We start from the raw sequence: 12,787 nt of genomic DNA on the forward strand, positions 1-12,787 counted from the left end.
TCAGGTATTGTCTGCCACCGCATCATGTTCGGAGCCGCGGGAGGAGTGGCCTTCGATCCAGGTTTCCAGCACCCGCAGCTCATCGTCGAGATGAACGAGGCTCGCGAGATAGCCCGGTGCGATCCGGCCGAGGTCAGTCTCGCGCCGGAGAAACGTCGCCGGAACGCGCGATGCCATGGCGAGGGCATCGGCGAGCGGAAGCCTGACGACGTTGACGGCATAGCGCACCGCCTCGTCCATGGTCAGAACCGAGCCGGCGAGCGTCCCGTCGTCGAGCCGCAGGCAACCGTCGATGGACGTCACGCGGCGGCCCTGAAGATCGAAATGATCGGGGCCGCCGGCCGCCGGCGGCATCGCGTCGGTAATCAGCATGAAACGGTCGCGTCGCTTGGCGGCCAGCGCGACGCGCAAATTCGCCTCGTGGACGTGATGGCCGTCGGCGATGAGGCCGACGAACACATCGTCGAGATCGAGCGCTGCGCCGACCATGCCCGGCTCGCGCCCCGTCGGCGGGCTCATCGCGTTGAACAAATGGGTGAACGCGCGCGCGCCTGCCGCCACGGCCCTTCGCGCCTCCTCGTAGCTCGCGTCGGAATGGCCCAGCGAGACGAGCACGCCCTGCCGCGCGAGCTCGGCGATACTCTCGGTTCCGACCCTGTTGGGCGCGAGCGTCAGCATGACTGCGCCGCAATCGGCTTTTGCAATCGTCGCGACATCGTCGCGCCCGAGGTCGCGGATGTAGCTGAGCTCATGCGCACCCTTGCGGCGCGGATCCAGGAATGGCCCTTCCAGGTGAATGCCGAGCGTGGCAGGGGTCAGACGCCGCGCCTCGCGCGTCGCAGCGATTGCCGCGTCCATCACCTGCGGCGCGTCTGTTACCAGCGTCGGCAACAACCCGACGGTGCCATGATTGCGATGCGCGGCTGCGATGCGGGCGATGCCTTCGGGCGTCGGCTCCTCGTTGAACAGGATGCCGCCGCCGCCATTGACTTGAACGTCGACATAGCCGGGCGCAAGCAGCCCGCCGCCGAGATCCTGCACGGCGCCGTCAGGTTTCTCGGAGTGGGGAACGATTGCGGCAATGTGCGCGCCTTCGATGACGAGCGCGTGGTCATCGAGAAAGCGTTCGCCATCGAAGATGCGCGCGCCGGACAGAACGATCATCAGACGGTCTCCGTTACCTTGCGCAGATTGCGCGGCCGGTCGGGATCGCGCCCGAGCCGGAGCGAAAGCGCTTCGGCGAGCCGGTAGAAACGGTGGATCATGACGATGGGTTCCAACAGCGGCGCCTCGACCCGTGGGGTCGCGAGACGATCCGGTCCGTCGTCGCCGCCTGCTTCGATTGCGATCACCGTCGCGCCGGCGTCGGCCAGCGCCGTGAGCGTCGGCAGCATGCCTTCGCGCGCCGGATCGGACGGCAGGAAGGCGATGACCGGAAAGCCCGAAGTCACAAGCTCGGCCGGACCGTGCAGCACCTCGGCCGCCGAGTAGGCCTCGGCGTGAATCGCGCACGTCTCCTTGAGCTTGAGTGCCGCTTCCGCGGCGATCGCAAGCGTCGCGCCGCGACCGAGCACGAAAGCGCTGCGGGCATCTGCGAGTCTCTCCAGCATCATCGCGGGCGGCGGCGTTGTTTGGCTGCGGAGAACGTCCGGCAGGCCGGCGAGGGCGTCGGCGAGCTGCCGATCCTCGCGCCAGGCCGCGACGAGGCTTGCTCCCGCGACGAGACCGGCCACCATCGATTTGGTCGCGGCGACGGAGCGCTCCGTGCCGGCGCCGAGCGGCAGCAGGAATTCGGCCTCTTGCGCGAGTGGCGAAGCCACGTCGTTGACCAATGCGAGGGCCAGCGCACCGCCGCTGCGTGCGGCACGCTGCATTTCCACGATGTCAGGGCTACGCCCCGACTGCGAGATCGCGACGGAAACGCTGCCCTTGAGCCGCATCGGTGTCCGATAAAGCGTCGCAATCGAGGGACCGATCGAGGCGCAAGGCACCCCCGAAAGGATCTCGACGAGATATTTCAGATAGAGCGCGCAGCAATCCGACGAGCCGCGGCCGATGGTTACGACGAGCGGCGGATCGAGGGCACGCAGGCGCGCCCCGACGTCAGCAAGCCGTTCCGCATTCTCACCAAGCTGGCGCGCAGCCGCTTCACCTGCCTCGCCGATCTCCTGAAGCATGTATGTCGTCATCGCTGCGCCTTTCGAGCCGGTGGCGACAGCGTGAGTTCGGAGACGAAATCATAGGCGTCGGCGCGGTACCAGGATTTCGTGAACTCGACGCAGGCTCCGTCGGCGAGGTAGGCAATGCGTTGGATGTAGAGCGCGGGACTGTCAGGCGCGACGCCAAGCAGCTTGGCATCGGCAGGATCGAGCAGGGTCGCACGCAAGCGCTGCAGGCCTCGGGTCGGCTTGAATCCCCCCGCGGAGAGCGCCTCGTAGAGCGAGTCGCCGACCTTATCCTGTTCAGGAAGAAAACGTATCGGCACGGCGGCGCGTTCGATGGCCATGGGCGAACCGTCGGCCAGGCGCAGGCGTCCGAGCCGGAACACGCGATCGTTCGGCCGTACGCCAAGCATCATCGCCTCTTCCGGCGTCGGCAGGAATACGCCGCGTTCGAGTTCGCGCGAGCTCGCCTCCAATCCGCGCAGCCGCATGTCTTCGGTGAAGCTGGTCAGGCGCGAGGAGGGTTGTTCGACCCGCGGCGTTGCGCGATGGATGAAGGTGCCGGCGCCGTGGCGGTGAAACAGCACGCCTTCGGCGATCAGATCGGCGATCGCCTTTCGCAGCGTGGTGCGCGACACCTCGAGCAGCTCGCACAACACGCGTTCGGCCGGAAGCAGCTGCGTCTCCGCAAAACGCCCGGTCTCGATCTCGCGCCGAAGCGCATCGACCACGGCACGATAGAGCTTCTGGCCCGGCGCAGTCTCGACCGTCAGGGTCATGCCGCGTCCTCCGCGAGCGTTCCGCCGGCGAGAAGGATTGCGCCGTCGACCGCGTCGCGCCGCGGTTGGGCGAGGCGCTTGGCCACATCGGGCGGCAGGAACGGGCGCAACGGCTCGCCGAAACCGCCCGCCAGCGCAATGCGCTCGGCGCCGAGCGCGTTCAGCGCGTTCGCGAGTGCCGCGATCGCGGAGGCTGCTTCCCCGACGATTTCGCGCGCGCGCATGTCTCCGGACCTGGCGACGTCAAGGATCTGGGGCGCGAAGGCACCGTAGTCGCGAGGTCTGGCTTCCGCCGCCCAGCGGCTCATCCGCAACGGATCGTCACCAAAATGTCGACCGAGCGCCTGTGCGAGGCCGCTCATCGGCTCCAGGCCGTCGATCGCGCGCAGCGTCGCGCGAAGCGCGGATTCGCCGAGGCGCGCGGCTGATCCGTCGTCGCCGAGCCAGAAGCCGCGTCCGCCGATGATCGTCGTTTGCGCTCCGACACGCGCGATGCCCGCCGAGCCCGTGCCCGCGATGATCAGGCCACCATCGCCGACGCCGTTGGCTCCGACGCAGGCAGCGACCGCATCATTGACGGCGACGATGCGCGCGAAGCCGGGCAGGGCGGCGGAGACACGCTTCGCTTCATTGTCGTCCGAAAGCCCGGCAAGGCTGAGACCGACCGCGATCTCCTGCCGCGGCGTGCCGGCACCGATCGCGGATTCGATGGTGTCGCGCACGACCTGCATCGCCTCGTCGAAGTCGAGATAGATGTTCGAAGCCGGCCCTACGGCGCGCCCGAGCTCGAGGCCTGACGAGTCCCGCAGTCTCGCGCGGCAACGGGTGGCGCCGCCGTCTACTCCGAGAAAGAACCGGGCTGTCTCCAAGGGGCCTCCTAAAAAAATTCTTAACGCCTCTAGACAAGTGGTATGTCACGTGTCTAAAACGAATACAAGAGGTATCTACCATTGGTATTCACGATGTCGGTACTGCCGAACTTGGACACGGGCGGAGAGAGGTGCGGCGACACCATCGATGTCGTGACCTCAGATGAGGCGATGTTTGCCGACGCGATGCTGGCCTCCTACCGCCGCGCGATTGCTTCGGTCGCTTCTGTCTCCGGTGACATCCGCACTGCGGCCCTTCGGCTCGCCGCCATTTGGCGAGCGGGTGGACGTCTGGTCTATGCCGGCGCGGGGTCGTCGGGCCTTGTGGCGGCCGAAGATGCCGCCGAGCTTCCCGGGACGTTCGGTCTTGATCAGAACCGGATCGCCATTGTCCTGCCCGGCGGGACCGCCGAGCCATTTCGCATCGACGGCCCGGCCGAGGACGATGCTGCAGCCGGTGAGCGTTCGATAGCAGAGCTTGGCGATCTCTCCCGCGACGCCGTGATCGCCGTGTCGGCGAGCGGCTCGACGCCGTTCACTGTGGCCGCGGCCACAGAGGCGCGTCGCCGCGGCGCCTTCGTGATTGGCATCGCGCACCGTCCGGTCTCGCCATTGCTCGTTGTCGCCGACGCCTCGATCCTGCTCGAAAGCGGGGAGGAGGCGCTGCGCGGGTCGACACGGCTCGCGGCCGGAGCCGCGCAGAAGGCCGCGCTCGGCATGCTCTCATCCTTGATGGGACTTGAGCTCGGTCACATTCATCAAGGGCTGATGGTCAATCTGAAGGCGGATAACGCGAAGTTGCGCGAGCGGGCGCGCGGGATCGTGGCCGCGATCGCTGACGTCAGCGATGCCAAGGCGGCAGCGGCGTTGCGTGAGGCCGGCGGCGACGTCAAGCCGGCGGTGTTGATTGCCTGCGGAATCCCCAGCATGAGCGAAGCCGTCAACTGGCTCGCGGTTGCGGGAGGCCGCATCGACGACGCCTTGCGCCGCGCAAGGGGTAGCGGAATCAAGGGCGAAGGCCCGAACAAGGGAGCGTAGCATGAGACGGACATTCAAGGCCGGATTGGGAGCTGAGGTTGCCGCGTTGGCGTTGCTCGCGGGGCTGGCATCGGCCGAGGCGGGCTCATTGAAGATCGAGAGCTGGCGCAATGACGACGCCGACATCTGGAACTCCAAGATCATTCCCGCCTTCAACAAGCACTATCCCGACATCAAGGTCGAATTCGCGCCCTCGGCGCCCAAGGAATACAACGCCGCCCTCAACGCGCGGCTCGATGGCGGCACCGCCGGCGACCTCATCACCTGCCGCCCGTTCGATGCTTCGCTCGCGCTCTACCAGAAGCATCAGCTCGATGCCGTCGACGGCATCAAGGGCATGGACAATTTCTCCGACGTCGCAAAGGCTTCATGGCAGACCGACGACGGCAAGACCACCTTCTGTGTTCCGATCGCCTCCGTCATCGCCGGGTTCATCTACAACAAGGAAGCCTTCGCCAAGCTCGGCGTATCAGAGCCGAAGACGCTCGACGAATTCCACGCCGTGCTCGAGAAGTTCAAGAAGGACGGGACCTATGTCCCGCTGGTGATGGGCACGGCCGACCAGTGGGAGGCCGCGACCATGGGCTTCCAGAACATCGGCCCCGACTATTGGAAAGGCGAGACGGGCAGGGCCAATCTGATTGCCGGCAAGGAGAAGCTCACCGATCCGCAATATGTCGCGGTCTTCAAGGAGATCGCAAGCTGGGCGCCCTACCTCGGGTCGGGCTTCCAGGCGCAAACCTACGCCGACAGTCAGAACCTGTTCTCGCTCGGCAAGGGCGCGATCTATGCCGCCGGCTCGTGGGACATCTCGACATTCCGCGGCCAGGCGAAATTCGCCATGGGTGCATTCCCGCCGCCGCAGCCGGCCGGCACCACGGATTGCTATATCTCCGATCACACCGACATCGCGATGGGCATCAACGCAGCCTCGAAGAACAAGGAGGATGCCAAGAAATTCCTGGAATGGCTGACGACGCCGGAATTCGCAACGATCTACGCCAACGCGCTTCCCGGCTTCTTTCCCCTCGGCAAGACTCCGGTGAAGGTCGAGGACGACGTCGCTGCGACGATGGTCGGATGGCGCCAGACCTGCAAGTCGACGATCCGCAATTCGTATCAGATCCTGTCGCGCGGTACGCCGAATCTCGAAAACGAGCTCTGGAACGTGTCCGCGCAGGTGGTCAACGGCAAGCTGACGCCCGAAGCTGCCGGCAAGCAGCTCCAGGATGGTCTCGACAAGTGGTACAAGCCCGCCAAGTGATATGAGGTCTCCCTCTCTCCGCTCTCGCGGGGAGAGGGACTGTTCTTGGTCGATAGTTGCTGCACGCTCTGCCAGGAGAAGGCACGAGCACACAGCGGCGATAACGCATGTCAGGTTTGTTCTTTTCCCGTCATGGCTGAACCGGTCTCGCATGTCACGGCCCAGATGCCTCGCGCAAAGCTCGCGGGCCTTCTGTTGTTCTTTCTCGGGCCTGCGGTCGTGATCTATACACTGTTTTCGATCTATCCGCTCGTCGCGACGATGGCGCTGTCCACCTACACCAGCGATCCGTCCGGAGCCCGAGCTTTCGTCGGCCTCGCCAACTTCCAAACGCTGCTCGGCGATGCGCTCTGGTCGAAGCCATTCTGGAATGCGCTCGGCAACAACCTGATCTTCTTCATCGTGCATATGTGCGTGCAGAATCCGGTCGGTATTGCGCTCGCGGGATTGCTCAGCCTGCCGGGTGTGAGGCTCAAGGGCTTTTATCGCACCGTGATGTTTCTCCCGACGATGCTGTCGGTCGTCATTGTCGGCTTCTCCTGGAATTTGATCCTTTCGCCGCTCTGGGGCGTCGCCGCCGGCGCCTTGAAGGCGGTCGGACTGGGCTCGCTCTTTGCTCCCTGGCTGGGGCTCGAATCGAGCGCGCTCGTCACCCTGTCGCTGATTTCAGTCTGGCAGTTCGTCGGAATCCCGATGATGTTGATCTACGCTGCGCTGCTCAACATCCCCGAGGAACTGATCGATGCGGCGCGGGTCGACGGGCTCGGGCAGTTCCGCATCTTCTTCCACATCAAGCTGCCGTTGGTACTGCCGACGATCAGCCTGGTCTCGGTCCTGACCTTCGTCGCCAATTTCAACGCTTTCGACCTGATCTACTCGGTCAAGGGCGCGCTTGCGGGACCGAATTTCGCTACCGACATCCTCGGCACGTTTTTCTACCGCACTTTCTTCGGCAATCAGCTCCAGCTCGGCAATCCGACCATGGGCGCCGCGGTCGCGACCGTGATGTTCTTCATCATCCTTCTCGGTCTCTGCCTCTATCTCTTCCTCGTGCAGCGGCGCATCCGCCGTTACGCTTTCTGAGGAGGAGGCATGACGACGGATCAGCGCGCAAGGAGCATCGGTGTCCATCTGGTCCTGATCGCCTACAGCCTCCTGGCCGTGGGTCCGATCCTGCTTGTCGTGATGAATTCGTTCAAGGTGCGCAGCGCCATCTTCGGCAGCCCGCTGGCGCCGCCGGACGCATCAACCTTCAGCCTGATCGGCTATGAGAAGGTGTTCCGCTCCTCCCATATTCTCCTGTACTATTCGAATTCGCTGATCGTCACTCTCGTCAGCATGGCGCTGGTCCTGCTGTTCGGGGCCATGGCGGCCTGGGCGCTGACCGAGTACCGCTTCCGTGGTTCGACGGCGCTGGCGCTGTTCCTGTCGATCGGCATCATGGTGCCGATCCGGCTCGGCTCCGTCGCAATCCTGAACATGATGCGGTCCGCCGGGCTCAACGACACGCTGACGGCCCTGGTCCTGGTCTATGTCGCGCAGGGACTGCCGATGTCGATCTTCATCTTGAGCGAGTTCATCCAGCAGATCCCGAAGGATCTGCGCGATGCGGCGCGCTGCGACGGCGTGCCGGAAATCCGCATCTTCTTCGAGGTGGTCGCCCCGCTGCTGCGGCCGGCCATCGCCACGGTCGCTGTTTTCACCATCGTGCCGATCTGGAACGACCTGTGGTTTCCGTTGATCCTGACGTCGAGCGATTCGACCCATACGGTGACGCTCGGCGTGCAGCAGTTTCTCGGCCAGTACATCACCGACTGGAATTCCGTGCTCGCCGCACTGTCGATGGCGATCCTGCCTGTCGTCATCATCTACGTCATCCTCTCGCGCCAACTCATCGCGGGCCTCACCTCCGGCGCAGTCAAATAGGTTGTCAGAATGGCCAATCTGCGCATCGAGCAACTCAACAAGCGTTATGGCGCGACGACGGTGCTCAACGACGTCAATTTGAGCATCGAGGACGGCGAATTCGTCGTTCTCGTCGGTCCTTCAGGTTGCGGCAAGTCGACGCTGCTGCGGATGATTGCCGGGCTCGATGGTGCATCGGGCGGCGACATCCACATCGCCGGCAAGCTCGTCAACACGCTCGCTCCCGCCGAGCGCGGCATCGCGATGGTGTTCCAGTCCTACGCACTCTATCCGCACATGAATGTGCGCAAGAACATGACGTTCGGCTTGAAGTTCACCGGCGTTCCGCCGTCCGAACGCGAGCGGCGCGTCGCAGAGGCGGCGCGCATGCTGCGGCTTGAGGAGCTGCTCGAGCGCTATCCGCGCGATCTGTCCGGCGGTCAGCGTCAGCGTGTCGCGATCGGCCGTGCGATCGTGCGCGAGCCCGCTGTTTTCCTGTTCGACGAGCCGCTCTCCAATCTCGACGCAGCCCTGCGTGTCTCCACCCGCGTCGAGATCGCGAATTTGCACAGGCTGCTGAAATCGACGATCGTCTATGTCACGCACGATCAGGTCGAGGCGATGACGCTTGCCGACCGCATCGTCGTGATGAACAAGGGCTGCATCGAGCAGGTCGGCAAACCACTCGACCTCTATTATGAACCCGCCAATCTGTTCGTTGCCGGCTTCATCGGCTCGCCCGCGATGAATTTCTTCGAGGGTGAGGTCAAGGGCATCGAGGGCGGACGTGCGCGCGTGACGGGTGCAGCATTTCGCACCATCGACATTCCCGCGGCATCGCTGAAGGTCGGCGACAGGCTGACGGTCGGCGTCCGCCCGGAGCATCTTGTCCGGGGCGAGGCCGGTGCATTCGTCGCCGAAGGCGTCGTCGAACTGGTCGAGCGGCTCGGCGAGGCCTCCTTCGCCTATCTGCGCCGCGCCGACGGCAAGATGTTCGTTGCGGAGGTCCGCGGTCGCCAGACGCCGGCGCCGGGCGAGACGGTGACACTCGTTGCTGCGGGTCCCGATGTCCACCTCTTCGATGCTTCTGGCCTGCGTGTTGCGACATAGGCACTTTGGAGGTGATGCGATGCCGACTGCAAGCAAGTAAGGCGATCGTTCATCCATGACGAATGTCGTACGCTATTTGACCCATCCTCAGGTGACGATCGATCCGTCAATTCCGGTTCCGGATTGGGGCCTGAGCCAGATTGGCAGAGCGCGTACGGAAACCGTGACGGCCACGGGGCGGCTGTCGGGAACCAGGCAGGTCATCTCCAGCGGAGAGCGGAAGGCGATCGAGACCGCCGAGATCATCGCGGCAAAACTGGGTATCGACGTGGAGGTGCGCGAGGCGATGCACGAGAACGACCGATCGGCCACGGGCTTCCTCCTCCCCGACGAGTTCGAGGCGACGGCCAATCAGTTCTTCGGACAACCCCACATCAGCATTCGCGGCTGGGAACGCGCGGTTGACGCCCAGCTGCGCATCGTCGGCGAGGTCGAGCATGTGTTGGCCCGCGGCACGCCGGGCGACGTGCTCTTTGTCGGCCATGGTGGCGTCGGCACTCTCTTGTATTGCCATTACGCCGGTTTGGCGATTGATCGCGTCCATGATCAGCTCGCCGGAGGCGGCTGCTTCTTCGCATTCACCTCGCAAGAGCGGCGCGTCCTGCACGGCTGGCGCCGCCTCGAAGAGCTGTGATGGCGCTTCGACCGGTGGAGAGCAGGGTGGTCGCGATCGCAACGCCGAGGGCGAGTGCCCGCCACGCAACCAGTCTTACGGCACCTTGTCTGGCGCGGGCTATCACGCGGCACTCGATGCCTTCGCGTTCACGCCCTTCCGCATCGCCACCGTATTGAGCTTGGTGTTTGCGGCCTTTTCCTCGTTCAAATTGGTGGTGAGGAACCGCACGATCTCGTCGTGGCCGAGCTCCTCTGCCCAGGCGATCAGCGTGCCGTATCGGCACATTTCGTAGTGCTCGACGGCCTGCGCGTTGGCGACGATCGCCGCATCGAGAACCGCCTTGTCCTCGATCTCGCCGGCGGTCTCGTCGGCTTCCTTGATGAGGCCGTCGATGGCCGGGCAGTCGGTGCCGCTCGGCTGCTTGCCGAGCTTGGCAAACACCTTGTCGAGCCGCTCGACCTGCTTGTTGGTCTCCTCCAGATGCGCTTTCAAACCCGCAACGAGGTCGCGGTTGGTGGCCTTGTCGATCATCTTGGGAAGCGCTTTCAGAATCTGTTGCTCGGCATAATAGATGTCCTGGAGGCCGTGCATCAGCAGATCCTCCATCGACTTAATGTCCCTGGTAAAGAAGCCCATATTCGATGTCTCCTTTTAGAATGTTGCTTTGGAACGCCTCGCCCCCGGGCAGGTTCCTAGTACGGATGCGCGAACGCCGGCCAGAATGTCGCGGGATGGCGACGGTGGAGGACGATGAGGGACAGCAAGTCGGACGTCACCGAAATCCGGGATGCAGTCCATCTCTGCATCGACATGCAGAATATCTTCGCCCCGGGTGGTCTTTGGGCCACGCCCTGGATGGAGCGGGTTCTGCCGACGATCGTCTCGATCGTGTCGCGCTACCAGGCCCGCACCATCTTTACACGCTTCATCACGCCGAAGGTGCCGGAGGATCGTCCAGGGCAGTGGCAGAATTATTTTCGGCGCTGGCACCAGGCAACGCGAAACCATCTTCCGTCATCCGCTCTCGACCTCGTGCCGGCGTTGGCCCGCTACGTTCCTCCGGTTCGCATCATCGACAAACCGGCCTATTCCGCCTTCAGCAATCCGGCCCTGGCAAGTCTACTGGTAGAAAAGGGCGTCGGGACCGTCGTCGTCACCGGCGCGGAGACCGATGTCTGCGTGTTGTCGACGGTTCTGAGCGCCGTCGACATTGGTTTCAGGGTCGTCCTCGTGGAGGACGCGTTGTGCAGCTCGTCCGATGTCGGCCACGACGCGCTGATGACGATGTACCGCACGCGGTTTCACGGCCAGGTCGATCTGGTGACCAGCGAGGAGCTGATGGAGCTCTGGCGCGAGTGATGACGCCTCGCGATCAATTGACATTGTCTCCCAGCATGTTCCGCGTCGCAATGACGACCGCGTCAAGGCCGCTCATTCCCTGCATCAACGCGATCTCGCCCTGCTGCTCGTGGCGGATGGCATGGGCCATCACGCGCAGGCGCGGATCGCCACCGCTGTGCCACATCTGGTCCGCCATCTTCACCGCTCCGCGGTGGTGCCGGCTCATCATCTCGACGAAAACAGCATCGAACTGATCAGGCGGGGCAAGCTTGACCAGCCGCATCTCGACCGGCGTCAGGAAGCCAGGCATGGCGGCGCGCTCCTCGGCGGTGCAATCGGGGATATCCGTATCGAACCAGCTCAGCCACCAATGCGCGAAAATCCTGATCTCGCCGGTCTGGCTCGCGACCATCAGCATGGCCAGCTTGCGCAGATGCTGATCGCGGGCATGGGCGGCGGCGAACCGAGCCAGCCCGACGCCCTGCTCATGATGCGTCGTCATGTGTCGGAGATAGGTCTGGTCCGCCTCCCTGTCGTGTCCCCGCCATGGCATCTCGTAGCCACCGCTGCCGAACAGGGCGATAGTCCCCAACAGTACGATGACCGACACGGCGCCCGCGCCCCATGCATTGGTGAAGGCGACGACCTGCGCCGGTGCCTGGCCACGGCGCCAGCGCAACCTGGCGAACAGCGGATACATCACGGCCGAAGAGCCATGAACGAGCAGGCCGATCCAGTAGGGTTGCTGAAGGCTGAAGAGCGGCTGCCAGAACGGAAACAGCGGCACCAGCACGAACCATTCCATGCTCGAAGTGAACACCGCCCAGGGCAAGGCCAGCAGCAGGATTGTCTGGGGTCGCAGGTTCGCGGTCCAGCGCCCGAGCACACCAAAGAAGAACACCGCCCACGAGAAATCTGCCCATTGATGGAAGGCGATGCCGGTGACGATCGCACTCCAGCTCGGCTCGGCGCCGATCGCCCAGTCGCGCGCCGGAATGGCCGCAACGGTCATCCAGTCGACGGCTGCGTCACGTCCGATGCGAGCGGCGAAGAGCTGGCTGACGATCGTCGAGAAGCTGCTGCTGATCAGTCCGAGCGCGACGGCGGCGATCCAGCGTGAGCGTCGCCGCCGCCCTGGGCCAGGCTCGTCAGGAAGTGACACCGGCCGTTGCGTGCTGGATCATGTCCTTCGCACGATCCTTCGCCGCCTTCACTCCTTTCGGGAAGCCGCTGCGGCCGGGATAGAGCTTGCGTTTTGCATCGCGCGGCGGTCGCCGCGGCTTGGTATGCTGTGCTGCGCGATAGTCGAGCATGGCGATGCCGCCGACCATCAGCAACGCCAGCGCGATGTTGCCCTTCTTGGGATTGTCGGATGTCAGGCCGGAGAGCAATGCGGCTGCATCGAGGCCGTCGCCGCCGACTCGGGCCCAGAGGCCGGCATTCTTCTCGACGGACAGCGACATGATCCCAGCTACGATCTCGCGGACGCCGAAGGCGCGAACCATGGTCTCGCTGCCCTCCATGCCCAGCGTTTCCGTGACCCGCCGCGGCGCCAGCAGCTCCACGACGCCGAGGCCGAGGCTGAACCAGCCAAGCGCGCGTGCCAGCTGGTCTTGCGGCCGCTTCAGGCTGGGTCCGCTCTCGACGATCGTCGGATCACCCTTGGAGCGCACGATATTGGAGAAATGAAACATGATGGCTCC

At 64.4% G+C, this 12,787-nt stretch carries 14 protein-coding genes; 7 read left to right on the plus strand and 7 right to left on the minus strand.

Going from position 1 to position 12,787, the window contains the following annotated elements; translation table 11 throughout:
* Genes nagA through HYH07_RS13185 form a run of 4 tightly spaced genes read right to left on the minus strand, consistent with a single transcriptional unit; the run spans position 1 to position 3,810 of the window.
* Positions 1-1,164, minus strand: coding sequence for an N-acetylglucosamine-6-phosphate deacetylase (gene nagA, locus HYH07_RS13170; protein ID WP_220002890.1), 1,164 nt, complete (start codon positions 1,162-1,164; stop codon positions 1-3).
* A complete protein-coding gene (locus tag HYH07_RS13175; protein ID WP_220002891.1) occupies positions 1,164-2,189 on the minus strand; it encodes an SIS domain-containing protein in 1,026 nt (341 codons plus the stop codon). The genes nagA and HYH07_RS13175 overlap by 1 nt, the downstream gene beginning before the upstream one ends.
* Positions 2,186-2,941, minus strand: coding sequence for a GntR family transcriptional regulator (locus tag HYH07_RS13180; protein WP_228749475.1), 756 nt, complete (start codon positions 2,939-2,941; stop codon positions 2,186-2,188). The genes HYH07_RS13175 and HYH07_RS13180 overlap by 4 nt, the downstream gene beginning before the upstream one ends.
* Positions 2,938-3,810 (minus strand): BadF/BadG/BcrA/BcrD ATPase family protein, encoded by an 873-nt coding sequence (locus HYH07_RS13185; RefSeq protein ID WP_220002892.1) that lies wholly within the window; start codon positions 3,808-3,810, stop codon positions 2,938-2,940. The genes HYH07_RS13180 and HYH07_RS13185 overlap by 4 nt, the downstream gene beginning before the upstream one ends.
* 93 nt (positions 3,811-3,903) lie before the next feature.
* Between HYH07_RS13185 and HYH07_RS13190 the strand changes: the two genes are divergently transcribed.
* The 6 genes from HYH07_RS13190 (at position 3,904) to HYH07_RS13215 (ending at position 9,761) form a co-directional block, all read left to right on the plus strand.
* Positions 3,904-4,848 (plus strand): N-acetylmuramic acid 6-phosphate etherase, encoded by a 945-nt coding sequence (locus HYH07_RS13190; RefSeq protein ID WP_220002893.1) that lies wholly within the window; start codon positions 3,904-3,906, stop codon positions 4,846-4,848.
* A 1-nt stretch (position 4,849) separates the two neighbouring features.
* Positions 4,850-6,112, plus strand: a complete 1,263-nt coding sequence (locus HYH07_RS13195) for an ABC transporter substrate-binding protein (RefSeq protein ID WP_220002894.1) — start codon at positions 4,850-4,852, stop codon at positions 6,110-6,112.
* 132 nt (positions 6,113-6,244) lie between these two features.
* The gene (locus HYH07_RS13200; protein ID WP_409363893.1) at positions 6,245-7,195 is read left to right on the plus strand and encodes a carbohydrate ABC transporter permease; all 951 of its coding nucleotides are present in this window, start codon (positions 6,245-6,247) and stop codon (positions 7,193-7,195) included.
* A gap of 9 nt (positions 7,196-7,204) precedes the next feature.
* The gene (locus HYH07_RS13205; protein WP_220002895.1) at positions 7,205-8,038 is read left to right on the plus strand and encodes a carbohydrate ABC transporter permease; all 834 of its coding nucleotides are present in this window, start codon (positions 7,205-7,207) and stop codon (positions 8,036-8,038) included.
* Between the two features lie 9 nt (positions 8,039-8,047).
* Positions 8,048-9,127 (plus strand): ABC transporter ATP-binding protein, encoded by a 1,080-nt coding sequence (locus HYH07_RS13210; protein ID WP_220002896.1) that lies wholly within the window; start codon positions 8,048-8,050, stop codon positions 9,125-9,127.
* 55 nt (positions 9,128-9,182) lie between these two features.
* Complete coding sequence (locus tag HYH07_RS13215) at positions 9,183-9,761, plus strand: histidine phosphatase family protein (protein WP_220002897.1); 579 nt, start codon at positions 9,183-9,185, stop codon at positions 9,759-9,761.
* 102 nt (positions 9,762-9,863) lie between these two features.
* On the opposite strand, the gene HYH07_RS13220 is transcribed toward HYH07_RS13215, so the two are convergent.
* Positions 9,864-10,379, minus strand: coding sequence for a ferritin-like domain-containing protein (locus tag HYH07_RS13220; protein ID WP_220002898.1), 516 nt, complete (start codon positions 10,377-10,379; stop codon positions 9,864-9,866).
* A 114-nt stretch (positions 10,380-10,493) separates the two neighbouring features.
* Between HYH07_RS13220 and HYH07_RS13225 the strand changes: the two genes are divergently transcribed.
* Positions 10,494-11,102, plus strand: a complete 609-nt coding sequence (locus HYH07_RS13225; protein WP_220002899.1) for a cysteine hydrolase family protein — start codon at positions 10,494-10,496, stop codon at positions 11,100-11,102.
* A gap of 13 nt (positions 11,103-11,115) precedes the next feature.
* Here HYH07_RS13225 and HYH07_RS13230 read toward each other — a convergent pair whose 3' ends face one another.
* Together HYH07_RS13230 and HYH07_RS13235 are read right to left on the minus strand one after the other, a co-directional pair.
* A complete protein-coding gene (locus tag HYH07_RS13230; RefSeq protein WP_220002900.1) occupies positions 11,116-12,246 on the minus strand; it encodes a DUF305 domain-containing protein in 1,131 nt (376 codons plus the stop codon).
* A complete protein-coding gene (locus HYH07_RS13235; RefSeq protein WP_220002901.1) occupies positions 12,233-12,778 on the minus strand; it encodes a hypothetical protein in 546 nt (181 codons plus the stop codon). The genes HYH07_RS13230 and HYH07_RS13235 overlap by 14 nt, the downstream gene beginning before the upstream one ends.
* Between the last annotated feature and the right edge of the window lie 9 nt (positions 12,779-12,787).

It is taken from the genome of Bradyrhizobium sp. BR 10261 (assembly GCF_019455395.1).
GTDB classification, from domain to species: domain Bacteria; phylum Pseudomonadota; class Alphaproteobacteria; order Rhizobiales; family Xanthobacteraceae; genus Bradyrhizobium; species Bradyrhizobium manausense.

What these genes read in the sequence shown, in the direction of transcription:
- HYH07_RS13215 (WP_220002897.1), top strand. Translation starts at nt 9,183, where the DNA reads ATGACGAATGTCGTACGCTATTTGACCCATCCTCAGGTGACGATCGAT.
- HYH07_RS13205 (WP_220002895.1), top strand. Translation starts at nt 7,205, where the DNA reads ATGACGACGGATCAGCGCGCAAGGAGCATCGGTGTCCATCTGGTCCTG.
- HYH07_RS13175 (WP_220002891.1), bottom strand. Translation starts at nt 2,189, where the DNA reads ATGACGACATACATGCTTCAGGAGATCGGCGAGGCAGGTGAAGCGGCT.
- nagA (WP_220002890.1), bottom strand. Translation starts at nt 1,164, where the DNA reads ATGATCGTTCTGTCCGGCGCGCGCATCTTCGATGGCGAACGCTTTCTC.
- HYH07_RS13200 (WP_409363893.1), top strand. Translation starts at nt 6,245, where the DNA reads ATGGCTGAACCGGTCTCGCATGTCACGGCCCAGATGCCTCGCGCAAAG.
- HYH07_RS13220 (WP_220002898.1), bottom strand. Translation starts at nt 10,379, where the DNA reads ATGGGCTTCTTTACCAGGGACATTAAGTCGATGGAGGATCTGCTGATG.
- HYH07_RS13195 (WP_220002894.1), top strand. Translation starts at nt 4,850, where the DNA reads ATGAGACGGACATTCAAGGCCGGATTGGGAGCTGAGGTTGCCGCGTTG.
- HYH07_RS13225 (WP_220002899.1), top strand. Translation starts at nt 10,494, where the DNA reads ATGAGGGACAGCAAGTCGGACGTCACCGAAATCCGGGATGCAGTCCAT.
- HYH07_RS13235 (WP_220002901.1), bottom strand. Translation starts at nt 12,778, where the DNA reads ATGTTTCATTTCTCCAATATCGTGCGCTCCAAGGGTGATCCGACGATC.
- HYH07_RS13180 (WP_228749475.1), bottom strand. Translation starts at nt 2,941, where the DNA reads ATGACCCTGACGGTCGAGACTGCGCCGGGCCAGAAGCTCTATCGTGCC.
- HYH07_RS13210 (WP_220002896.1), top strand. Translation starts at nt 8,048, where the DNA reads ATGGCCAATCTGCGCATCGAGCAACTCAACAAGCGTTATGGCGCGACG.
- HYH07_RS13190 (WP_220002893.1), top strand. Translation starts at nt 3,904, where the DNA reads ATGTCGGTACTGCCGAACTTGGACACGGGCGGAGAGAGGTGCGGCGAC.